The sequence below is a fragment of the Proteus sp. FME41 genome (assembly GCF_014897315.1).
GTDB lineage: Bacteria > Pseudomonadota > Gammaproteobacteria > Enterobacterales > Enterobacteriaceae > Proteus.
Genome location: NZ_JABUYL010000002.1, coordinates 254,383 through 278,807, shown reverse-complemented (window position 1 = coordinate 278,807; position 24,425 = coordinate 254,383). Strand labels below are relative to the sequence as shown.

General features: G+C 38.1%; 16 protein-coding genes. 5 read left to right on the top strand and 11 right to left on the bottom strand.

Annotation, left to right across the window (positions count from 1 at the left end; translation table 11 throughout):
- The first annotated feature begins 104 nt into the window (after positions 1–104).
- The gene (gene suhB, locus INT04_RS03780) at positions 105–908 is read left to right on the top strand and encodes an inositol-1-monophosphatase (protein ID WP_193014814.1); all 804 of its coding nucleotides are present in this window, start codon (positions 105–107) and stop codon (positions 906–908) included.
- A gap of 96 nt (positions 909–1,004) precedes the next feature.
- Here the strand turns inward: suhB and INT04_RS03775 are convergent, their stop codons facing one another.
- From INT04_RS03775 to glyA, 4 genes are all read right to left on the bottom strand, one after another.
- Positions 1,005–1,673: a CerR family C-terminal domain-containing protein gene (locus INT04_RS03775; protein WP_193014813.1), complete on the bottom strand. Its 669-nt coding sequence runs from the start codon at positions 1,671–1,673 to the stop codon at positions 1,005–1,007.
- A gap of 27 nt (positions 1,674–1,700) precedes the next feature.
- Positions 1,701–2,969, bottom strand: coding sequence for a M24 family metallopeptidase (locus INT04_RS03770; protein ID WP_193014812.1), 1,269 nt, complete (start codon positions 2,967–2,969; stop codon positions 1,701–1,703).
- Between the two features lie 167 nt (positions 2,970–3,136).
- On the bottom strand, positions 3,137–4,291 hold the full coding sequence (locus INT04_RS03765; RefSeq protein ID WP_193014811.1) for a 3-phenylpropionate MFS transporter: 1,155 nt from the start codon (positions 4,289–4,291) through the stop codon (positions 3,137–3,139).
- Between the two features lie 92 nt (positions 4,292–4,383).
- The gene (gene glyA / locus INT04_RS03760) at positions 4,384–5,637 is read right to left on the bottom strand and encodes a serine hydroxymethyltransferase (RefSeq protein WP_193014810.1); all 1,254 of its coding nucleotides are present in this window, start codon (positions 5,635–5,637) and stop codon (positions 4,384–4,386) included.
- 366 nt (positions 5,638–6,003) lie between these two features.
- Between glyA and hmpA the strand changes: the two genes are divergently transcribed.
- Complete coding sequence (hmpA, locus tag INT04_RS03755) at positions 6,004–7,203, top strand: NO-inducible flavohemoprotein (RefSeq protein ID WP_193014809.1); 1,200 nt, start codon at positions 6,004–6,006, stop codon at positions 7,201–7,203.
- Positions 7,204–7,306: 103 nt separating this feature from the next.
- Here hmpA and INT04_RS03750 read toward each other — a convergent pair whose 3' ends face one another.
- The 7 genes from INT04_RS03750 to purL all read right to left on the bottom strand — a co-directional run bounded on the left by INT04_RS03750 (position 7,307) and on the right by purL (position 18,655).
- Positions 7,307–7,954, bottom strand: coding sequence for a hypothetical protein (locus tag INT04_RS03750; RefSeq protein WP_193014808.1), 648 nt, complete (start codon positions 7,952–7,954; stop codon positions 7,307–7,309).
- Between the two features lie 268 nt (positions 7,955–8,222).
- Positions 8,223–8,561, bottom strand: a complete 339-nt coding sequence (gene glnB / locus INT04_RS03745; protein ID WP_193014807.1) for a nitrogen regulatory protein P-II — start codon at positions 8,559–8,561, stop codon at positions 8,223–8,225.
- Positions 8,562–8,576: 15 nt separating this feature from the next.
- Positions 8,577–10,193: an NAD+ synthase gene (locus INT04_RS03740; protein ID WP_193014806.1), complete on the bottom strand. Its 1,617-nt coding sequence runs from the start codon at positions 10,191–10,193 to the stop codon at positions 8,577–8,579.
- Positions 10,194–10,266: 73 nt separating this feature from the next.
- A complete protein-coding gene (gene glrR / locus INT04_RS03735; RefSeq protein ID WP_193014805.1) occupies positions 10,267–11,604 on the bottom strand; it encodes a two-component system response regulator GlrR in 1,338 nt (445 codons plus the stop codon).
- 11 nt (positions 11,605–11,615) lie between these two features.
- Complete coding sequence (qseG, locus tag INT04_RS03730; protein ID WP_226893956.1) at positions 11,616–12,626, bottom strand: two-component system QseEF-associated lipoprotein QseG; 1,011 nt, start codon at positions 12,624–12,626, stop codon at positions 11,616–11,618.
- Positions 12,626–14,074: a sensor histidine kinase gene (locus INT04_RS03725; RefSeq protein WP_193014804.1), complete on the bottom strand. Its 1,449-nt coding sequence runs from the start codon at positions 14,072–14,074 to the stop codon at positions 12,626–12,628. The genes qseG and INT04_RS03725 overlap by 1 nt, the downstream gene beginning before the upstream one ends.
- A 687-nt stretch (positions 14,075–14,761) precedes the next feature.
- Positions 14,762–18,655 carry a phosphoribosylformylglycinamidine synthase gene (gene purL, locus INT04_RS03720; RefSeq protein ID WP_193014833.1) on the bottom strand — a complete coding sequence of 1,298 codons (3,894 nt, stop codon included), beginning with the start codon at positions 18,653–18,655 and terminating at the stop codon, positions 14,762–14,764.
- A gap of 261 nt (positions 18,656–18,916) precedes the next feature.
- Between purL and mltF the strand changes: the two genes are divergently transcribed.
- The 3 genes from mltF to INT04_RS03705 all read left to right on the top strand — a co-directional run bounded on the left by mltF (position 18,917) and on the right by INT04_RS03705 (position 24,420).
- On the top strand, positions 18,917–20,386 hold the full coding sequence (mltF, locus tag INT04_RS03715; RefSeq protein WP_193014803.1) for a membrane-bound lytic murein transglycosylase MltF: 1,470 nt from the start codon (positions 18,917–18,919) through the stop codon (positions 20,384–20,386).
- A gap of 828 nt (positions 20,387–21,214) precedes the next feature.
- Positions 21,215–21,763, top strand: a complete 549-nt coding sequence (locus INT04_RS03710) for a fimbrial protein (RefSeq protein ID WP_193014802.1) — start codon at positions 21,215–21,217, stop codon at positions 21,761–21,763.
- 176 nt (positions 21,764–21,939) lie between these two features.
- Positions 21,940–24,420 (top strand): fimbria/pilus outer membrane usher protein, encoded by a 2,481-nt coding sequence (locus tag INT04_RS03705; protein ID WP_193014801.1) that lies wholly within the window; start codon positions 21,940–21,942, stop codon positions 24,418–24,420.
- Positions 24,421–24,425: the final 5 nt, after the last annotated feature.

Sequence of the window (24,425 nt, the reverse complement as noted above, 5' to 3'; positions counted from 1 at the left end):
TGTGATCCATCTATTTTATCACAATTGTAGCCAGAAACACGAATGCCTGTTATACTCTCGCACGTTTTTTATCCCCGTTCTTTAACATCTTGTGGAAGATAACCATGCATCCGATGCTGAATATTGCCATACGTGCCGCACGTAAGGCTGGTAACTTAATCGCCAAAAATTACGAAAATCCTGAATCTGTAGAAACTAATCAGAAAGGAACCAATGATTTTGTCACAAATGTTGACCGTGACGCAGAACAAGCAATCATTGAAATCATCCGTAAATCTTATCCAAAACACACCATTATTACGGAAGAAAGTGGCGAGTTACTCGGTGAAGATTACGATATACAATGGGTTATTGATCCACTTGATGGCACGACTAACTTCATTAAACGTCTTCCACACTTTGCAGTTTCTATTGCGGTACGCATTAAAGGTCGTACTGAAGTCGCTGTTGTTTACGATCCAATGCGTAACGAATTATTCTCAGCTGTTCGTGGTCAAGGTGCACAATTAAATGGTTATCGTCTACGTGGCTCTAATGCACGTGATTTAGACGGTGCGGTTCTTGCCACCGGTTTTCCATTCAAAAGCAAACAACACTCGGCAGCTTATATCAATATGCTAAGCAAACTGTTTGTTCCTTGTGCAGATTTCCGTCGTACGGGTTCTGCTGCGTTAGATTTAGCTTACGTTGCTGCAGGCCGTGTTGATGGCTACTTTGAAATTGGTTTAAAACCTTGGGATTTCTTAGGTGGTGAATTAATCGCTCGTGAAGCTGGTGCTATTGTTTCTGACTTTACAGGTAACCACGGCTACCTACAGACGGGTAACATTGTTGCAGGTAACCCTCGCGTTGTCAGAGCATTATTAGCTGAAATTCGTAGCGAATTAACGGATGCATTAAAACGTTAATTTATCAGTACGAATAATAGCAAAGCATAAAAGAAAAAGACCGATCATGGCAATATTTCATGATCGGTCTTTTTTATTTGGAAGGATTATAAAAAATTATCTTACCGATATTAATGCATTTACAGATAGTTGGCTGATTTCTTTTGCTATTTTATCCAATAATTGAGGTGTCATTTCTTGCTGTTCAACGCGTAATAAAAAAGCTTTTCTGGCAATCACAAACCCTAATATTTGCCCAATAACGGCATGAGCACGAATCGTTGTGGTTAATCTATTACTCTCTTCATCGATTAATTCAATAAGATGGGAGAGTCTAAGATGAAAAGGCTCAATCAGGTCACGATAAATTAATTCATAATTTTCAGTGGGTTCTAGCTGTTCACGTAAAATTAACTGACTGTAATAATGCCTTTCAGGTGCTAATAAAGCACGCGTTAATCCCATGACTAATAGTGAGATTAACTCAGCAAGCAATTCACGATTGAACTCACTCTTTTTTAATAAAACGTGAACCTTAAGATCAAATTGGTCAAAGTGTATTTCTGTTGCTAACTCTGTCGCAATATATTGAATAACAGCCGTATAAACACCCAGTTTTCCACCAAAATGATAGGGAATAGCTGATTGATTAACACCAGCATCCTGCGCAAGTTGTCGCGTTCTCAATCCACTAATTCCATGTAGTGCAAACAGCCTAATACCTTCTTGCACTAACCTTTCTTGAGTTTGTTCTGCACTTATCGCAGTTTTACTGGTGTTTTTCATTATTAGTTTAACTATTTTATATTCGGCTTATAAATCAGCACGCATTAATTGTGTTGAGTTTGAATTTAACTCAATCCCTTTACTTTTACCAACAACAACCGTTCCCCCTAAGTTACATAAATGATGACCAAAACCACAGTTTGGCTCAAATGCAAAGGTCATTCCTTCTTGTAACACTAATTCACGACCAGGGTTAGGTAATCGCTCTATTTGCTTATAACGACTGGCTAATGGAAGTGATTCAATACCCGGCGCGGTACCAAAACCAATCGGACCATAAGGATTGATACTATGAATAAGTGGGTGTACATGCCATCCACCTGATTTTAATAGTGGTTTCTCCATAAAATCAACTACTTCACCAAAGGTCACACCCGCTTTTAAATGATCAACACCTATTTCATAACATTCACGAGCGACTAAAGCGGCCTTTTCTAAGTTTTCGTGAATTTTCCCCACCGCGACTGCGGCTTGATGTTGTGTTTCATACATACCATATAAGGCAAAAATTTCTGATAACACAATATCTCCCATTTGAATTTCACGAGGCGCTTGTGAGCGATATTGCCAAGCTGGGGGACCCCAACCAATATATTCTGAACCTGATCCCATTAAAATTTCTGCAGTAAATCCACCACGAGATAAGCACGTTGCAGTAATCGCGGCAGCAAGATCGGCTTCTGTTGCTCCGGGCTTTGCCGTAATACGCATTGCTTCACTCATTGCTTCACCAATTGCGGCAGCATATCTCACATGAGTTAGCTCTTCTTCACTTTTTACTGAGGCACGTTTAAAGAAATCACGATAAACACAACTAAATTTCGCATGAGGAAACACATCTTTAATACCATTGAACGTATTAAATGGCATTGCACCATCAAAATAAAATGGAGGGTAAGGCTCTAAACCAATCACGCCAATATGTGCATTTTGTTGTACGCCCATTTCTTTTAATAGCTGAGCAATATTTCGACCTGTCTTACCGACAACAAGATTATCTTCATCAATCCACTGTAAATCACCTCGTAATTTGGCTTGCATATGATCGGCGATCATCATCGGAGCAAAAGTGACAATAAGGGGCTTTTTATCTTCATGGAAAATCACAACTGACCCTAATCGATCATTAGTGAAATAGTGATCAATACAAAATGGTGCCGGTGCTGCGGATTCTCTATCACCATAGACAATCAATGTATCTAATTGATTATCTTTCATAATATCTCGAGCTAATTGCCAACGTCTGTCTCTTTCTTGTAAAGAAAAACTCGCTGGAATAATCGATTTCTTATTCATAATATTACCTTTTACGCATTCATTCATTTGAATGAATTAAATTTAAACCGAATTATTATTGTCGTCAATGATTCTGTTGATCAAAAAATGCGCTTTAAAAATAAGAAATAAAAAGATCCGCAATATCAAGGAATAAAGCGGATCTTAATTTTTATTAAAGAAGGAAATTAGCTATTTTGAGGTTGAACTTTAGGCCTAATAAACATCGCGGGGATCGTTAATGCAGCCATTAACCAGAAGATCAGTGATTCTTGATTAGGAAGTTTTTCATACAACCAACCCGATATAATGGTCATGATCGCAATACTTCCTCCCATCGCTAAAGCCGAATACACCGCTTGCAAACGAATAATTTCATGTTCTTGGCGTGCACTAATAAATCGCATTGCCGCTAAATGGCATACCGTAAACGTACCACTATGTAAGATTTGAACAACAATAAGCGCAGGTAATGCGGTAAAACTGCCCATTAATCCCCAACGCAACAACCCTGCAAAAGCAGAAAGTAATAGTAAATTTCTTGCGCTCCAACGACGAAATAAGCGGTGGCTTAACATAAAAACAACTACCTCTGAAACCACACCTAATGACCAAAGATAGCCAATTGTTGCTGTATCATACCCTGCCTTTTCCCAATAAAGAGCACTAAAACCATAATAAGCCGCATGGGCGCCTTGCAGTAAAGAAACACATAATAAAAAGCGCCAAACAGGTCCATCTGAAATGAGTTTCATAAAGGAAACATTATTATGCTCTGCTTTTTTTACTTTACCTTGAGGCATAATTTTGGGGCGTAACATCGATGTAAGAAATAACGCGAATGTACTGGCAATTAATCCATAAAGAATAATAGGATGCCCAAAAGCATCAATTAATATGCCGAGTAATGATGAGCTAATAATAAATGCGATTGAGCCCCAAACGCGGATTTTTCCATAATCTAGAGGGAATTGTTTTTGCCAAGTTCCTGCAAGAGAATCCCCTAAAGGCACCATTGGCGAAAAGAAAACGTTAAATCCAGTCATTACGAAGAAAAGCCATGCCCAATGGCTGCCCATCATAAATGCAACAGCAAAAAGCAATGAGAGAAAAGCAAATAGTCGCAATGCAGTGATAAGTTTTGATGGGTCTTTTACCGCAGGTGTTAAAATTAGGCTACCAACAAAACGTGCGGTTAAACCTACACCTAATAACAAACCTATCATTGCAGGATCGACGCCCTCTCCTTTCAGCCATATAGACCAAAAAGGTAAAAAGATGCCGTATGAAAAGAAATAGGTAAAATAATCTAAGGCAAGCCACAATGTTGATGGAATAACCATCCAATCCCCCATTTTTAAGATGCAAAAAAACCCGCCAAGAACAAGTTCTCGAAGCGGGCTTGTACAACGGGTTTTATTATATCGTTACAAATTTATGCGTAAACTGGAAATTTAGCGCAGATATCCAAGACTTTTTGTTTCACGTTTTCAATGTTCGCTTCATCATTGATATTATCAAGGACATCACACATCCAACCGGCTAATTCACGAGCTTCCGCTTCTTTAAAACCACGACGTGTAATTGCTGGAGAACCAATACGTACACCTGAAGTCACAAACGGGCTACGTGGATCATTTGGTACGCTGTTTTTGTTAACAGTGATATTTGCACGACCAAGCGCTGCATCTGCATCTTTACCTGTAATATCTTTATCCACTAAATCTAATAAAAACAGGTGGTTTTCAGTTCCGCCAGACACTACTTTATAACCGCGATCTAAGAAAACGTCTACCATTGCTTTTGAGTTTTTAGCAACTTGTTGTTGATAAACTTTAAATTCTGGTTCCATAGCTTCTTTTAATGCAACTGCTTTACCTGCAATTACATGCATTAAAGGGCCACCTTGAGAGCCAGGGAATACAGCAGAGTTCAGTTTTTTATAAAACTCTTCATCGCCACCTTTAGCAAGAATAAGACCACCGCGTGGGCCTGCTAAGGTTTTATGAGTTGTTGTTGTAACAACATGTGCATGAGGAACAGGGTTAGGATAAACACCTGCGGCAACCATACCTGCAACGTGAGCCATATCAACAAATAAGAATGCACCAATGCTGTCTGCAATTTCACGCATTTTAGCCCAATCGACCAGACCTGAATAGGCAGAGAAACCACCGATGATCATTTTTGGTTGATGCTTTTTAGCTTGAATAGCGATATCTTCGTAATCTATTTTTCCTGATTCATCAATACCATAAGGTACGATGTTATATAGTTTACCAGAGAAGTTAACGGGTGAACCATGAGTCAAGTGGCCACCTTGTGCTAGGTTCATACCTAAAACAGTATCACCCGGTTTTAACAATGCCATATAAACCGCAGCATTCGCTTGTGAACCTGAATGAGGTTGTACGTTAGCGTAATCAGCACCAAATAATGCTTTTGCACGATCGATTGCCAGTTGCTCTACAACATCGACATACTCACAACCACCGTAGTAACGTTTACCCGGATAGCCTTCAGCATATTTATTTGTCAGCTGAGATCCCTGCGCCTGCATAACACGAGGACTGGTATAGTTTTCAGAAGCAATAAGTTCGATGTGCTCTTCTTGACGAGTCACTTCACCTTCCATTGCATTCCATAATTCTGGATCGTAATCAGCAATATTCATTTCACGTTTTAACATTCAGATCTCCTGACTCAGCTAACTTCACTAAAGACAAACTCCCATACGGGAGAAAGAATGGCATACAGTGTAAACTCTTTTTCCTCATTGAGATAGCCCCTAGTGAAAAAATACGCAATCGTTTGCCACTCAATTATAACAGCATATTATTACTTTTTAACAACCTCATTTTATCCTGTGGTTATTCCCCTTTTTGAAGCTCATCTCACCTTATTATGCAAACACCCCGCATCATTCTCTAAGAATTGAGATTTTTTGTTAAAAAATAAAAACAGTTATTTACAAAATAATCAAAAAGCGATAAGTTGCATATAAAATGCAATTTATAAAAATTCACAATAAACTGAAAATTTTTCAGGAGCAATTATGTTAGATGCACAAACTATCGCGACAATTAAATCAACAATTCCTCTTATTGCTAAAACAGGCCCTGCATTAACTGCTCATTTTTATGACCGAATGTTTTCTCGTCATCCTGAGCTAAAAGATATTTTTACTATGAGCCATCAAAGTAGCGGTGCCCAACGTGAAGCCCTATTTAATGCAATATGCGCCTATGCAATAAATATTGAGAATTTACCTGCCATTTTGCCCGCAGTTGAAAAAATTGCACAAAAACACGTCAGTTTAAATATTCTTCCTGAGCACTACCCTATTGTCGGTGAAAATTTATTAGCCACCATTGATGAAATGTTTAATCCTGGGCAAGAAGTATTAGATGCTTGGGGAGCCGCTTACCAAGTATTAGCTGATGTCTTTATCAATCGTGAAGAACAAATTTATCAACAAAAAGAAAAAACAAGCGGGGGTTGGAGAGGATTACGAGCCTTTAAAGTCACACATAAAGTAAAACAAAGTGATGTCATTACTAGCTTTGAATTAGCACCGGAAGACGGCCTTGATATTACGCCTTATCAAGCTGGGCAATATTTAAGTCTTTATATCCGTAATGAAAAACTTGAAAACCAAGAAATACGTCAATATTCGTTAACTCAATCTTCAAATAATAAAACATACCGCATCGCCGTAAAACGCGAAGAGAAAGGTATTTTATCAAATTTTCTTCATGACCATGTTCAAGAAGGGGATATGTTACACGTCGCCGCACCAGGGGGTGATTTCTATTTAGAGGTATCACCAACAACACCAGTTACATTAATTTCAGCAGGTGTAGGTTTAACGCCTATGTTATCGATGTTACACACACTTTTAACTCACCAAACTAACGTTAATTGGCTTCATGCCGCTGAGCATGGTGGCGTTCATGCTTTTAAAGATGAAGTAAATCAAGTCGGTAGTCAAATTTCACATTATCAGCAGGCAGTGTGGTATCGCACACCTCGCACTGAAGACGTACAAAATAAAGATTATCAATTCGATGGCTTTATGACATTAAAACAAGTTGAAGATTGGTTAACTGTTCCTGATATGCATTTCTATTTTTGTGGACCATTACCTTTTATGCAGTCTGTCGCAAAACAACTCATTGAATTAGGCATTAATAGCAATAAACTTCATTATGAATGTTTTGGCCCTCATGCTGTTATTACGCAAGATATACAGTAAATAAAAAATAGAGCTATTAACATTAAAGTTTAAAATAGAATAAGTAAAAAGCGCTGATAGCATTATATTTAGCAGCGCTTTTATTTTTTATATCATGCTGTTTTTATGATCTATATTTATTTTCAACTTCCACAGGAATAACATGTTTTTTAGCAGAAAATCCATACCAAATAACACTAATTAAACACAGTGTATAACCGAATAATTCGCTGCCCTCTTCCACCATATTTTTGACATCACGGTTATAATCTTCACCCAATAGTTTATGCCACAATATACCCATTCCAAATAAACGTGAAAATAATAAAACGCATAATAATCCAGCCACTAACATGCCATGGCTTGGGTGAGTAATAAAATGGATTAATCCTGTTAGTGTTTTATTGCCTTCTCTAATCGCAATCGCAATACAGACAAAAGTGACTGTCAGTGCAAACCAAACCCAAGAACCGTGGGCAATTTGGTCAAATACACCATCTAATTCACGAATGAGAACACACAAGAAAAAGCCCATAATAAGCGTAAATGTTCCCCGTTGTTCACTGTTTTGATACGCTTTCACAAAAAAGAATAAGCTAATGATCGCGACAATAATTTCTTGACCTATTTCAGTCACTGATGTTTCTGAAATACCATTATCTAGCACCAAAATATCAATAAAAATGAATCCCGTCGTAATGGCGATTAGCACTGCTGCACATAAAAATAAAGCGAGGCGCTTTAATAAATAATTAAACACAATATTTCCCATACCTTAATGATTTTTTAATGTTGATGATAATAACTTTCCTTAAAAGTTATTGAATAACATTTTGTGCTTTAAAGTTTATAAGAAACAGCAAAATAAATTGTTCATTATTATCAATAGATTTATACAAGGTAGAAATAGCACTATAAGCAAAACATAAAAAAAATTATTATGTGCAAAAAAAAGAAAAAGCCTGATATTTTGATTAAAAAATATCAGGCTTTTATAAAAACAAATAACAACATTATGTGTAGTTTAAGTTATTTAACTATTAAATAGCTTCTTCATCTTGCTCGCCAGTACGAATACGAATAACACGACTTACATCAAAGACAAAAATCTTACCATCACCAATTTTACCGGTTTGTGCTGTTGTCATAATAGTATCAACACAGGTTTCAACAATTTCATCAGAAACAACGATTTCAATTTTTACTTTAGGTAAAAAATCGACCATATATTCAGCACCACGGTAAAGCTCAGTATGCCCTTTCTGGCGACCAAAGCCTTTCACTTCTGTCACCGTCATTCCCGTAATGCCTACTTCAGCTAATGCTTCTCTTACATCATCTAATTTAAACGGCTTAATTATCGCTTCAATCTTTTTCATCGTATTATCCTGCTGTTACCAGTTGTGGCGACCAAAACCGCTTGTTATTGGGTATCTGCGATCTTTACCAAAATTACGACTTGTAATACGTGGCCCTACCGGAGCTTGGCGTCGCTTGTATTCATTAATATCGACTAATTTTATCACTTTACGTACAGTGGATTCATCAAATCCAGCCGTAACTAGATCAGATACAGATTTATCCTGCTCAACATAACCTTCAAGAATAGCATCAAGAATGTCGTAAGGCGGTAAATTGTCTTGGTCAGTTTGCCCCGGAGCCAGCTCTGCTGATGGTGGTCTATCAATCACTCGTTGAGGGATTGCTGGTGAAAGCGTATTACGATATTTAGAAAGCTCAAAAACCAACGTTTTAGGCACATCTTTTAGCACATCAAAACCGCCCGCCATATCGCCATATAATGTTGAGTAACCTACAGCAGATTCGCTTTTATTGCTTGTGGTAAGCACTAAGCGACGACGTTTATTCGACATTGCCATCAAAATTACTGCACGACAACGTGCTTGTAAATTTTCTTCTGTGGTATCTGCGGCGGTATCTTGAAACATTGGTGCTAATTGTGCCATAAAAGCATCAAACATAGGCTCAATAGACACAGTATCGAACTCTACACCTAATAAATCCGCTTGTTCTTTTGCATCATGGATACTCATTTCTGAGGTATAACGAAATGGCATCATTACTGCTTGAACATTCTCTCTGCCTAATGCATCTGCGGCAATAGCAACGGTTAATCCCGAATCAATACCACCTGACAATCCCAAAATCGCGCCTTTAAAGCCGTTTTTAGCCACATAATCACGGGTTGCAAGCACTAATGCTTGATAAACTTGTGCTAACGGTGAAAGCTCTGGTGCAGGGTTTATCATGGGAACAATGTTTAATTCATCAAATTCAACAATCGAGGTTTGTTCATCAAATGCGGCTAAACGATGCGTGATAGTGCCTCGTTCATCAAATACTTTAGAACAACCATCAAAAACCAACTCATCTTGACCACCTATTTGGTTAAGGTAAACCACTGGAAGATGTGTTCTTTGGCAATGTTCTTTAATTAATTGTGTACGAACATGCGGCTTTTCACGATTATAAGGCGAGGCATTAATTGATAAAACAAAGTCAGCCCCCGCTTGTTTTAATGCATCAATAGGTTCATTAATCCAGATATCTTCACAGATTAACAAACCTAAGTGATAACCTTTAAATGGCACAACACAACGCTCATTTCCTTGTTGAAAATAACGTTTTTCATCAAATACACCATAATTGGGCAATTGTTGTTTGAAATAACGTGCTTGTAATTCACCTTTATAGAAAAATGAAAGTGCGTTATAAATATTGCCGTTTTGCCACCAAGGATGCCCCACGACAATCGCTATTTTTTTGCTTGCTTGTTCTAAACGTGTAAGTTGTGTTTCGCAGCGTTGTTGGAAATCAGGACGAAATAATAGATCTTCAGGAGAGTAACCGCATAAAGCCAGCTCAGAAAACATGACCAAATCGGCCTCTTCTTGCGCTTTAACGGTAGATAACATGCGTTCACAGTTACCTTCAATATCGCCAACAACCCAATTGAGTTGAGCCATTGCGAGTTTTAATTTACGACTCATAAAAATTAGTCTCTCCGCTATCTTTCGCATAAAAGGAAAGTTAGTTTAAAAATAGATTCGTTATCTGAAAAGGTTATTCTTTAAAATCATTCGCATCTAGCTCATGACGAGATAACAATTTATAAAACTCAGTTCGATTACGTCCAGCCATACGTGCAGCCTGAGTCACGTTGCCTTTTGTCATTTGCAATAGTTTTCTCAAATAGGTCATTTCAAAATGTCCTCTTGCTTCCGCAAATGTGGGAAGCGCCGTATTTTCACCTTGTAAAGCTTGTATTACAAGAGCTTCGCTGATGACAGGTGCGGTAGTTAATGCAACACATTGCTCAATGACGTTAACTAATTGGCGCACATTACCCGGCCAACTTGCTGTCATTAGGCATTTCATGGCATCGGTTGAAAAACTACGGACAAAAGGCTTATGCCGTTTAGCGGATTCTCGTAATAAATGATTAGCAAGAACTGGAATATCTTCGGCTCTTTCATTCAATGTTGGAATGCGTAAACTCACCACATTTAAACGATAGAACAAATCTTCCCGAAATTCATTACGCTCCATCGCTTTAGGCAAATCACGGTGTGTTGCAGAAAGGATACGAACATCAATATCAATATCGCGATTACTGCCTAAAGGACGAACTTTTCGCTCTTGTAAAACACGCAATAATTTAACTTGTAATGCCATTGGCATATCGCCAATTTCATCTAAAAATAGCGTTCCGCCTTCAGCTGCTTGAAATAACCCTTCACGGCTACTCACAGCCCCTGTAAATGCGCCTTTCGCATGACCAAATAGCTCAGACTCAAGAAGCTGCTCAGGTAAAGCTCCGCAGTTGATGGCAATAAACGGTTTTTTTGCTCTGGGGCTGGCTCGATGAATAGCTTGAGCAAGGACTTCTTTACCTGTACCACTTTGACCATTAATGAGCACGCTTACATCAGATTGAGCGACTAATTTTGCCTGCTCCAATAAACGTAGCATTTGTGGGCTACGAGTGACGATATCTTTTGACCATTCTTCGTCTGACACCGTTGTTACAAGTTCTAGTGCTTCATCAATGGCTTTGTAGAGTGCATCTCTATCAACAGGTTTGGTTAAAAAGCTAAATACGCCTTGTTGTGTCGCTGCAACCGCATCAGGAATTGAACCATGAGCAGTCAAAATGATCACTGGCATGCCGGGTTGCTGGCGCTGTATTTCAGCAAACAACGCCATACCATCCATTTCATCCATGCGAAGGTCACTAATTACAAGGTCTATTTTTTCTTTTAAGAGAAGTTTTAGTGCTTCTTGCCCACTTTCAGCAGTGAAGATATGAAAACCCTCACTTGTTAATCGCATACCAAGTAACTTTAATAACCCAGGATCGTCATCGACAAGTAAAAGATTTGCTGATTTATGACCAGCCATGCACATACTCCTTATTTAGATCCTGCTTCAGTCGGTTTGATATCCTGTTTTTCTATTTCAGTTTTAACAGGTTCAGGTTTAGCCGCCTCTGGTTTGGTGGGTTCTGGTTTGGATAACTCAGGCTTAACCGCTGTTGCAGAAGATGGTTTTTCCTCTCTCTTTGGCTTTTCTGTTATCGATTGTGTTGCAGTCGGTTTTTCGGTCAGTTTTTCAACGACTGTTTTTTCTGTCTCAACCGATGTTACTGTTGCACTATCTGCTAATTCATCATTTTGTGATAACGAATCAACAGAGCCACCTTGTTTTCTATTCGATAACTGCCGTTCAATTTGGGTCAGGCTTTCAAGTTTTTTTAGTGTGATGCTCAATTCATGCTCTAATGCATTATTCTCTCTTCTTAGGGTATCAATGCGGTTATCCGTTTCTGTTGTTAAACGACGATAACGATTTTTTTCTTCTGCTAAAGAGAGTGTGAGTGCTTGGTTTTCAATCCATGTTGATAATAGAACTCGCATAGAGCTTGGAAATTGCAGTTTATAGCTTTCTAATAACACTAATTGTGTACGACGTTCTGCAATCGTCATACCCGCACGTTCTAATAAAATACTTTTATAAAATGCATCATCCCATCCTGTAACAACAACACTATTTGCTTGGCGTTGTGCTTCTGTGGACATAATGCGATGAGTACATTCAATCGTGCGTAACCAATAAAGGGCGTTATTAATACCTTCATCATAAAATGAGCTTAATGTTTTACATTCAGCCCAACGATAATCAATCGTCTTTTGTTTAACAACAGGGATTTCAGGCTCAGCCTCTAATGATGCGGTGAGCGACTTTGGCGTACACCCCGAAAGAACCCATGGAAGCATAATAAATAAGAAACACTGCTTCCAATTTAATGTGAATTTTCTAGTTGATGCAGGGGCCATAGAGAACGATTCAGTACCAAGCATCTTTTTATTTATTTTTTTATACCCATGGTGAGGTGATGCATGTATTTGTGACCTGATTTGCATTATTTATTCTCAGAAAGTAACGGTAATTCAATACGAAAACAGACATCAGCATAGTCAGAAGGAACAACTCTTAATTCACCTTCCATTCTTTTGATACAGTCATGAGCAATGCTTAAACCTAAACCACTTCCTTTTACAGCACCTTTGCGTAGTAAAGAACCTTGGAAAAAGGGCTCAAAAATCATTTTCTGTTCAGATTCAGGAATAGGCGTTCCTTTATTAGCGATATCAATGACTATCTTCTGTTCAACTTGATAACTAGAGATCCAGATATTACCTGATTCAGCACCATAGTGCACCGCATTCGAGTAGAGATTGTCTACAACACGTGATAATAATGTGGCCTCTGCTCGACATTTTGTCAGATCAAGTGAAATTATCGTTTTAATGTCTTTCGCTCTTGCCGGTAAGCTATGCGCTAATACCACATCATTCACTAAATGTATCAAGTCAACTTCTTCAATTTGTTGAGGAACTTCAGAAAGTTTACGGTTGTAATCAAGCAATTGTTCAATTAATAATTGTAACTGTTTACTACTATTATCAAGAATCGAGACTACTTCTCTTTGATCTAATGTTAAAGGGCCAGCAACTTCATCAGCTAATAATTCCGTTCCCTCTCGCATACTGGCTAATGGTGTTTTTAATTCGTGAGAAATATGGCGTAAAAACTCATGTCGTTGTGACTCTAACCATGCCAAACGCTCACTTAACCAAATAATACGTTGAGCTAAAGAACGAAGCTCTCTTGGCCCTTGAAAAGAGTCTAAATTATTATTAAGTGTTCGCCCTTCACCTAATCGATTAATCATCTTTTCAATCCCTTTAACGGGACCGATAATCATTCTAGTAAACAGTGCAATTAAAATTAGACTAAAAACAAAAACAATAAGACTTTGCCAACCAAAATAGCGTCCCTTTTCCGCAATAGCCATTTGCAGTTGTTCACCTCGACTAAAAATAATCTCTTTCGTTAATACGACAATACGATTATTTGCATAAGAGAATTGCTCTAAGGCTTGTTGCATCTCTTTTGTCGGTTCACTACTTTCACATTGAATTGCTTTTAGTTTTGCCAGCGAGGTATTAAGTACATCGGCTTCTTTAGACGCAGAAAGAGGAATAATAGTTTGTTGCAGTGTTGAGAAAAGTTTTGTGTATTGCTGATAGCGCTGCTGATACATATCATCATCGGTTTTATCACGTAAAACACAATATCGACGATAATTTCCTTCCATTTCAATAGCTAAATTACGCATAACTTCACTGCGTTCAGTATCTGCTAATGCATTTTTATTAGTGATAGCAGCTTGATTACTTAATTGATCAAGACTTTGATAAGCCTGATAAGCAAGAACCAGTAAAGGTAATAGCACCATCCAAAATGCCATTATCACAAGCTGTCTTAAAGAACGGGGAAAAACACGCCACTTTTTCAATGAAATCATCTCAACACCTATTAGAGTAATGCGATGCTACATGACTTGATAACAAGAAAAAAGTCCGACATTGGAAAATTAGGTAAAGGTAACAAACACAAGCGAAAGAATATGACAGGCTCTAGAAGTGGGAGAGCGGAATATCTTACTGAGATATTCCGCTCGTCTATATTTCATCTCTTTTTTCTCTAAAAGAGAATGAAGGTGGTGCCTCACTCCACGTGTCGCCCTGTGTTTGATAAGGTCCGAAGACGAGTATCATGATGTTGGACGGTAGGCACCTTACTCTGGCGTCATTCCTGGCTTATGTGGTATGTCCCCACCCATATTGTGGACCGACATAAAAAGTTGAATGAGCAACTGATTTATATAATGCACAAGGCGTGCCAACTTTAATAAAAAATTATAATACAATGAAAAATAAGTAAAAATAAAAACATCTTTATTATATTTTAGTTATGAGTCCCTTTTATCTTGTTATAAAACCACCAAGCTGTCTCCATATACAGACAAAGTTACCTTAAATTTTATTATAGCTTAAATTTCAACAAGTTAAGTGTCGCCAAAAAGAGACAATGTAATGGCAAAATGTCGTTAATTTTACACAACAAAGAATATTTCCTTTATTATCAATAAAATAAAACCCCTAACTAAGTAGAGGCTTTATGTCTTTACCACTAAAATAATTACTGCTAATTAATCAAACTGTTTTCTTGCATTACGGAATAAGCGCATCCAAGGGCTATCTTCGCCCCAATGATCAGGATGCCAAGAATTGCTTACTGTTCTAAATACGCGTTCAGGGTGTGGCATCATAATAGTTGAACGTCCGTCTCTTGTGGTGACCGCAGTGATCCCTTTTACAGAGCCATTCGGATTTAACGGGTATTGTTCTGTTGGCTGACCATAATTATCAACAAAGCGTAATCCCACTAAATTTTGTGCTTCTAATTGAGCTAATTGATCCGCATGGCGGAACTCAGCAAAACCTTCACCGTGAGAAACCGCAATTGGCATTTGTGAACCGCCCATACCTTGTAACAGTAACGATGGGCTTTCAGTCACTTTTACCAAACTAAAACGCGCTTCAAAACGTTCAGACCGATTACGAACAAAACGAGGCCATAAATCAGCTCCCGGAATAAGCTCCGATAATGTTGACATCATCTGGCAACCATTACAGACACCAAGCGATAAGGTATCTTGGCGTTCAAAGAATTGAGCAAACTCATCACGTAAACGAGAATTAAATAAAATAGATTTAGCCCAACCTTCACCCGCACCTAATACATCACCGTAAGAGAATCCGCCACACGCCACCAGCACATCAAAATCACTTAATGAACGTTGTGCTGAGTGTAGGTCGCTCATATGAACATCGATTGTATCAAAGCCCGCTCTATCAAAAGCGGCGGCCATTTCAACGTGAGAGTTAACACCTTGCTCTCTTAATACCGCAATACGAGGACGACTTCCTGTTGCAATATATGGTGCTGCGATGTCTTCACTTGGATCAAAGGTTAAATGCACATTTAATCCTGGATCGTGGATATCTTTTTTTGCTTGATGTTCTTCATCAGCACACTCAGGATTATCACGTAGACGTTGCATTTGCCATGTTGTTTCAGCCCACCACATACGTAGTGTACTTCGTTTTTCGTTGTAAACTTCCGTTTCACGACTGTGAATAATAATGGCGTCATCTTGTGTTGCTTGGCCTAAATAATGTAAGCAATCGACTAAACCATATTCTGTAAACAGCGCTTCAACTGACTCTTGATGCTCTGCTTCAATTTGGATAACACCGCCTAGCTCTTCATTAAACAGCCCAGCTAAAATATCTTCATCATAAGCGCTAATATCAACATTTAAGCCACAATGCCCCGTAAATGCCATTTCTGCTAGCGTGACAAATAAGCCACCATCAGAACGATCGTGATAAGCCAGCAATTTGCCTTCATTGACCAACTGTTGCATCACAGTAAAGAATTGTTTTAGCTGTTCGACATTACGAAGATCTGCGGCTTTTTGACCTAACTGGCGATAAACTTGTGCCAAGGCCGTTGCGCCCAATGCATTATGTCCATTACCCAAATCAATCAGGTATAAACGGTTTCCAGGTTGTGTTGATAATTCAGGTGTCACTGTTTTACGTACATCTTCAACGCGAGAAAATGCCGTAATCACTAAAGATAACGGAGACGTCACCTCTTTAGTTTTCCCGTCTTTATCTTCCCAACGTGTTTTCATTGACATTGAATCTTTACCAACAGGAATGGTAATACCTAATTCAGGGCACAACGCTTCGCCAACGGCTTTAACCGCATCATATAAACCAGCATCTTCACCAGGATGACCTGCGGCTGACATCCAGTTAGCCGAGAGTTTAATACGATTAAGCGCTTGTACATCACTGCCTGCCATATTTGTGAGTGCTTCACCGACAGCCATACGAGCAGATGCTGCAAAATCTAATAGTGCAATGGGCGCTCTTTCACCAATCGACATTGCTTCGCCATAATAGCTGTCTAATGTTGCGGTGGTAACAGCACAGTTAGCAACAGGGATTTGCCAAGGGCCAACCATTTGATCACGAGCAACCATGCCCGTTACAGTACGATCACCAATGGTAATTAAGAAGGTTTTTTCAGCAACAGTAGGTAAATGAAGCACTCGATAAACCGCATCTCTTACATCGATATTTTTACGGTCTAGATACTCACCTTCTGTTTTTTGTGATTTCACATCACGCAACATTTTAGGTGCTTTACCTAATAATATGTCTAATGGCATATCAATAGGTTTATTATTGAAGTGTGTATCGTTTAAGACTAATTCACGTTCTTGTGTCGCTTCACCAATGACAGCATAAGGTGCTCTTTCACGCTGACATAATGCATCAAAAAGAGGCATTTTCTCTGGTGATACAGCTAACACATAACGTTCTTGAGATTCGTTACACCAGATTTCAAGAGGGCTCATTCCCGGTTCATCATTCAAAACATCACGCAGTTCAAAACGACCACCACGACCACCATCATTGACTAATTCAGGCATTGCATTAGAAAGACCACCAGCCCCTACGTCATGAATAAATAAAATAGGGTTATCATCACCTAACTGCCAGCAACGATCGATAACTTCTTGGCAACGGCGTTCCATTTCAGGGTTATCTCGTTGAACAGAGGCAAAATCTAAGTCTTCATCAGATTGCCCCGACGTCATAGAAGAAGCTGCTCCCCCACCCAGACCGATATTCATAGATGGGCCACCTAATACGATCAGCTTAGCGCCAACGGTGATCTCCCCTTTTTGAACATGATCTTCACGAATATTACCAATCCCACCCGCTAACATAATGGGTTTATGGTAACCGCGAACTTCGACACCATTGTGGCTATTAACTCGTTCTTCATAGGTTCTGAAATAACCTAATAAGGCAGGACGACCAAATTCATTATTAAAGGCAGCTCCCCCTAATGGGCCTTCGGTCATAATGTCTAATGCTGTAACAATACGTTCCGGTTTACCAAAATCTTCTTCCCAAGGCTGCTCAAAACCAGGAATACGTAAATTAGAAACAGAAAATCCGACTAAACCCGCTTTAGGTTTAGCACCACGCCCTGTTGCACCTTCATCTCGAATTTCTCCACCTGAGCCTGTCGCTGCACCTGGCCATGGTGAGATCGCTGTTGGGTGATTATGCGTTTCTACTTTCATCAAGATATGCACAGGCTCTTGGTGATAACGATAATGCCCCTTCTCTGCATCAGGATAAAAACGTCCTGCCACAGAACCCTCCATAACAGCCGCATTATCTTTATACGCTGACATGACATAATCTGGCGTTTGCTCAAACGTATTTTTGATCATTTTAAATAATGATTTATCTTGCGCTTCGCCATCAATAATCCAATCCGCATTAAATATTTTGTGGCGGCAGTGTTCAGAGTTAGCTTGTGCAAACATATAAAGCTCAACATCTGTTGGATTACGTTCTAACCGGTTAAAAGCGTCAACTAAATAATCAACTTCATCGTCAGCAAGCGCTAACCCCATTTCAATATTCGCTTTAACCAGTGCATCTTTGCCTTTAGCAAGTACATCTATTGTTTTTAGTGGTGCGGGTGTTTGCTCTGCAAAAAGTGCATTGGCATCTTGATAATTTAAGAAAATGGTTTCCATCATTCGATCATGAATCAAACCATAAAGCTGTTGCCACTGAGTGTCTGTCATCGTATCGCACTCTATAAAATAGGCGATACCACGTTCAATTCTAACAATCTTGGTTAAACCACAGTTATGCGCAATATCAGTTGCTTTAGAAGACCACGGTGAAATCGTTCCTGGGCGAGGTGTCACCACTCGCATTTCCCCAACAGGTTCATGCTCTGTTAATGAAGGCCCATAATGCAGTAATTGGCTTAATTTAATTTGGTCATCTTCAGATAACTGCCCTTCCACTTTCGCGAAATGGACAAATTCCGCATATATACCTTGCACAGGAAGATCATTTTCCTGACATTGAGTGAGTAATTTATTAATACGAAACGCGGATAAAGCGGGGGAGCCACGCAGGATTTCCATAATATTGAGTTCTCTCTTTTAGCTGCTAGCCTGATCAATCATTCAGGGGAAACGCGCCTAGTATAATAGAATAACCGCCCAGACGAAACCGTTTGCGTGAACAAAATAACGGCATTTAACTTAGTGTGTTTTACTGATTAATTGGTGTAATCAAGTTGCGTCTTAGCAATATGTTAAGCAAAATGCTCGATTACTGGAAATTTATCCATGTTAAAATAACGACTTTACACACAACAACAAACAACGTTAACGAGAAATAACCTATTGAATAATATAAGGATAAACTATTTCGTTATCGTTATCATAGCGCTCTTTTCAGCGGCAATTATTGCGTTGAATATTTCATGGCCTGATAGGCAAAAAGCGCAGATAAATAAGATTTTATCTCGTGGTGAGCTAAGAATTAGTACGATGTCTTCACCATTGATAACGATGAACGATAAAAAGGACCCCGTAGGTTTCGATTATGAATTAGTGAAACGCTTTGCTGATTACCTAGGCGTGAAACTTGTCGTTAATATGCGGACAAATATCAATCAAATGTTTGATGATCTGGAGAATAATAAAGCTGATTTTATCGCAGCTGGATTACTTTATAATAAAGAGAGGTTAGACACGACACGTAGTGGCCCAGCTTATTTTTCAGTTTCTCAACAACTGATTTACCGTAAAGGGACATTAAGACCTCGTAGTTTTGATGCACTAGATGGACGTCTTGTCGTCACTGCGGGTTCTGCACATGCAAGTCTATTGCGGACATTAAAAGAGACACAATACCCTGAACTTGAATGGGAAGAATCAGACAATCAGACGACTTCACAACTGCTAGAAGCATTATCAGAAGGCAAGATAACCTATGTCTTAGCTGACTCAATCAGTGTTGCGGTACAACAACGCATTCACCCTAATGTTGCTGTCGGATTCGAAGTCACTGAAAGCCGTCCGCTCACATGGTATCTACCAGACAGTGAAGATAATAGTTTATATGCAGCTATGCTCGATTATTTTAATCAATTATCTCAAGAAGATGTATTAGCACGACTTGAAGAAAAGTATTTTGGCCATGTCGGTTCATTTGATTACTTTGATACCCTCTCTTTTATTACTGCTATTGATTCTATTTTACCCAACTATCAACCCCTTTTTGAAAAATACGCGGATACCTTTGATTGGCGGTTGTTAGCAGCAATGGCATGGCAAGAATCACACTGGGATCCTCATGCAACATCACCTACTGGTGTTAGAGGGCTTATGATGTTAACACGCCCTACTGCATCAAGTATGGGGGTAACAGATAGGCTTGATCCTGAAGAAAGTGTTCGAGGTGGGGCACAATATCTTAAGCATCTTCTTTCACGTTTACCTGAATCTATTCCTGAAGATGAGAAAATTTGGTTTGCATTAGCCGCATACAATATGGGATTTGGTCATATGCTTGATGCCAGAAGACTCACTGAACAACAAGGTGCAGATCCTGATAGTTGGCTAGATGTAAAATCAAGATTACCGCTACTTAGCCAAAAGAAATACTATGCTGATCTTCCCTATGGTTACGCAAGAGGACATGAAGCTTATCGCTATGTTGAAAATATTCGTCGATATCAACTCAGCCTTGTGGGTTATCTTCAAGCCAAAGAGAGTAAAAATAAAATATTATCTAAAGATAAAGAAAGTAATGAAGATGAAAAGCAAGATACCTCCTCATTATCACTCACGCAAGATATACCTCGTTAAAAAAGATTTTACCTTTAAAACAATACGTTAAATAACACTACAGCCTCTTTTATAGAGGCTTACTCGTGACTGTAATTCTTACTTTTTATTTCTCAAACGTCGACTTTTATCCGTTACCTCTCTTTAAAATTAATATTTTCTTAATATTAAAAATTGTTACATTTTCTCTACTATTTTTTACTCAATGTTGTTAAAACGCACGTGTTAAAAAATGTAACACTTATTAGTTAAAACACTCACCTAATGAGTAAAATGTATTTAAAATAACCCAAATAGTCTTTTTTAGATGATCAGAATAAGTGAAATATAAGAAAAAATTAACTTAAATACGTAGGAATTATCTCATTAGTTATTATTCATTTTATGATTATTCTTTTTCGAGAAACTTTATTTACGATAAAAATTAACCTGAGTGATACACTATTAACATCTAACTTATTGAATTATATACTTTACGATAATCTATAATTGATTTTATTAATTTTCTTAAAGTAATGTTAATAACATCACTTTTTGTAACGTTAAAGTAATGTTAATTATATTGTCTATTAAATTTATCTGCCTGATAAACTTTTTTACCCATAAATTGAGTAATAAAAAGAATAAATCTATATAAAATTCTACTAATGTGGAATAGGCCAGATTAAATCTGAAAATTGCGGAAACTGACAAAACGTTATATCAAATAGAGCACCTTTGTTGATATCATATAAACCAGTCATTATTCGAAACAACTCGAAATATAATGCAAATCAATTTTTATATTCCGACATCAATATTATTTTTCTATAAATAATAATACGCACGATCTTCAAGGGATTATCTATAATGAAACTGAGTAAAATTGCTTTAGCTGCTGCTTTAGTATTTGGTATTAATTCTGTTGCAACAGCTGAAACGACAGCACCAAAAGTTGGCGCAACTAAAGGCGAAATTCAATTAAAAGGTGAAATTGTTAATTCAGCTTGTGGATTAGCCGCTTCTTCAAGTCCAGTTATTGTTGATTTCAGTGAAATCCCAACTTCTGCATTAGCTAATATGCAAAAAGCGGGTAACGTTAAAAAAGATATCGAATTACAAGACTGTGATACCACAGTAGCAAAAACAGCAACTGTTAGCTATACACCAAGCGTTGTTAATGCAACAAACAAAGACTTAGCTTCTTTTGTTTCTGGCTCAGCGTCTGGCGCAGGCATCGGCTTAATGGATGCTGGTAGCAAAGCGGTAAAATGGAATACAGCAACAACACCAGTACAGTTAGTGAATGGCGTTTCAAAAATTCCATTCGTTGCTTACGTACAAGCTGAATCAGCGGACGCGACTGTTACTCCAGGTGAATTCCAAGCCGTTATCAACTTCCAAGTTGATTATCAGTAATCGTTTTATTTATTTAAATTAATAAAATAATAAATTACTGCATTAACGCAGGGGACTTCCTCTGCGTTAAATTTGATAAAACACTTCAATTTAATAAAAAATGAAAATAAAAAATAATTAAATAAATATTCATTATTTAATTACTTTTTATTTAATTAATAATTAGGCGTTTATTCATGTTAATTTCTTTTTTTCACAGCACAATATGGAAAAACATTTGTGCCATTTTGCTATTGTGCTTAGCGTTTTTCGCTCAAGCCGAGCAAGATGATTCTGTGGAATTTAACATTCACATGCTAGATGCTGAAGACAGAGATAATGTTGATCTTTCTCGATTTGCGACGTCTAATTACATTATTCCTGGTATGTATTATTTGGATATTCGTATAAATGGTCGTGATTTCCCTCGCCAAAACATTAATTATATTGAAGTAAAACCAAATTACTCCATCGCTTGTATTGACCCTACTCTTCTAAAAAAGTTAATAATTAACGAAGAAAATCAAAAATTTATTAAAGAAATTTCTCCTGATTGCGTTGATATTAGCCAATTACCCGGTATCTCTATCAAAAATGATGGTGGTATTCTTGATATTGTTATCCCTCGCTCATTAATGAAATATGAAGATGCTGATTGGACACCCCCTGAACTATGGGATCCCGGTATATCAGGCATGTTGATTGACTATACCTTAACAGGAACATCAACCCGCCCAAATCAAGGCAATAATAACAACTCACTTACTGGGTACGGACAAGCAGGAATTAACCTAGGTGAGTGGCGTCTACGCGCTGAATATCAAGGAAATTATTCATCAGAGTATTCATCAAACAATAGCTTTGATTGGAATCAAATTTATGCTTATAAACCGTTACCCAATCAAGCGGCTAAATTAACATTAGGTGAAACTTATTTGAACTCTCAAGTTTTTGATAGTTTTCGTTTTACTGGTGCTAACCTACAAAGTGATGAAAGAATGTTGCCTCCTTCTCTGCAAGGCTATGCACCTGAAATTCATGGCATTGCGAATACTAACGCCAAAGTGACAGTAACTCAAAATGGTCGCTTAATTTATGAAACAACCGTACCCGCTGGCCCTTTTGCAATTAAACATCTGCAAAATACCGTACAAGGCCAACTGGATGTCAGAGTTGAAGAGCAAAATGGTAAAGTAAACGAATTCCAAGTACAAACAGCTAATTTACCTTATATGACACGCCCCGGCTCGGTGCGGTATAACACATCCATAGGCCAGTCATCTCTTAATAACCATAAAATGCAAGGCCCTGTTTTTTATCAAGGTGATTTTTCGTGGGGAATGAATAACACATGGTCACTTTATGGGGGAATGTTATTAACCGCTAAAGACTACAATGCATGGTCATTAGGTTTAGGGCATGATATGGGGCGTTTAGGCACCCTTTCTGGTGATATTACTCAATCTTATAGTAAAACGTATAATGACGATAATATCAATGGGATGTCATTTAAGCTGAACTATGCAAAAACATTTGATGAGTATCATAGTACGATTACCTTTGCAGGCTACCGTTTTTCAGAAAAAACATTTCGCTCTTTTTCTCAATATATAGATGAACGTTATAACGATCTTAATAATAATGGCTATGAAAAAGAGATGTATACCATTACGGGAAACAAAACCTTTTGGGCTGATGATATTGAAAAATCAACAACACTTTATCTCTCTTATCGCCACCAAAATTATTGGGATAAAAATACCCAAGAACAGTATGGTGCGACAATAAGTCGTAACTTTTCAATTATGGGTATAGAGCAGATTAATACTAATTTATCTGCATTTCGGACTCAACATAAAGGGAATACTGACGACAGTATCGCTTTCAATATTTCAGTTCCACTAGGCAATGGTAGAAATATAGGTTATAGCCTGCAAAATAATAATGGAAAAGTGAGCCAAATGGCCTCTTATTCTGATAATAGTAATTATAATAATCTGTGGCGTGTACGTGCGGGTTTAAGTTCAGACAATAAAGCCAATACAGATGGTTACTATCAACATCGCTCTCAATATGCAGAAATTAATGCTAACGCAAGCTACCAACAAGATAATTATGTTGCTGTGGGCGCTACAGTTAAGGGTGGTTTTACTGCAACTCGTCATGGGGCAGCTTTACATAGCAGTAGCATGACATCCAGTACGGCCCGTATGATGGTAGATACTGATGGTGTTTCAGGGGTGCCTTTCAATAACCAAAGTACGACAACAAATTTATTTGGTATTGGTGTATTAACCGACTTAACCAGTTATAACAATGTTGATGCACGTATCGATGTTGATAAAATGGATTCAGATATTGAAACACGTAAAGCCATCACTTCAACAACACTCACTGAAGGGGCGATTGGTTACTATACGTTCCCTGTTCGTCAAGGTGAGCGCCTAATGGCTATCTTACAAACCATGGATCAAAAATACCCTCCGTTTGGTGCAGAAGTGACCAATAAAGACGGTGAAAATATGGGGATGGTGATGGAAGACGGTCTGGTCTATATTGCGGGTGTTAACCTTAATGAATCATTAAACGTGGTCTGGGGTGGAAAAACCCAATGTACGATTACAATTCCGACAGTCATTAATGATCCACTAAAACGTGAATTGTTAGCATGTCAGTGATTTTA

Coding starts and splice junctions, on each gene's coding strand:
- INT04_RS03750 (WP_193014808.1), bottom strand. CDS start 7,954: ATGGGAAATATTGTGTTTAATTATTTATTAAAGCGCCTCGCTTTATTT.
- glyA (WP_193014810.1), bottom strand. CDS start 5,637: ATGTTAAAACGTGAAATGAATATTGCTGATTACGATCCAGAATTATGG.
- INT04_RS03710 (WP_193014802.1), top strand. CDS start 21,215: ATGAAACTGAGTAAAATTGCTTTAGCTGCTGCTTTAGTATTTGGTATT.
- INT04_RS03705 (WP_193014801.1), top strand. CDS start 21,940: ATGTTAATTTCTTTTTTTCACAGCACAATATGGAAAAACATTTGTGCC.
- INT04_RS03740 (WP_193014806.1), bottom strand. CDS start 10,193: ATGAGTCGTAAATTAAAACTCGCAATGGCTCAACTCAATTGGGTTGTT.
- qseG (WP_226893956.1), bottom strand. CDS start 12,626: ATGCAAATCAGGTCACAAATACATGCATCACCTCACCATGGGTATAAA.
- INT04_RS03725 (WP_193014804.1), bottom strand. CDS start 14,074: ATGATTTCATTGAAAAAGTGGCGTGTTTTTCCCCGTTCTTTAAGACAG.
- glnB (WP_193014807.1), bottom strand. CDS start 8,561: ATGAAAAAGATTGAAGCGATAATTAAGCCGTTTAAATTAGATGATGTA.
- INT04_RS03770 (WP_193014812.1), bottom strand. CDS start 2,969: ATGAATAAGAAATCGATTATTCCAGCGAGTTTTTCTTTACAAGAAAGA.
- hmpA (WP_193014809.1), top strand. CDS start 6,004: ATGTTAGATGCACAAACTATCGCGACAATTAAATCAACAATTCCTCTT.
- INT04_RS03765 (WP_193014811.1), bottom strand. CDS start 4,291: ATGGTTATTCCATCAACATTGTGGCTTGCCTTAGATTATTTTACCTAT.
- suhB (WP_193014814.1), top strand. CDS start 105: ATGCATCCGATGCTGAATATTGCCATACGTGCCGCACGTAAGGCTGGT.
- glrR (WP_193014805.1), bottom strand. CDS start 11,604: ATGGCTGGTCATAAATCAGCAAATCTTTTACTTGTCGATGACGATCCT.
- INT04_RS03775 (WP_193014813.1), bottom strand. CDS start 1,673: ATGAAAAACACCAGTAAAACTGCGATAAGTGCAGAACAAACTCAAGAA.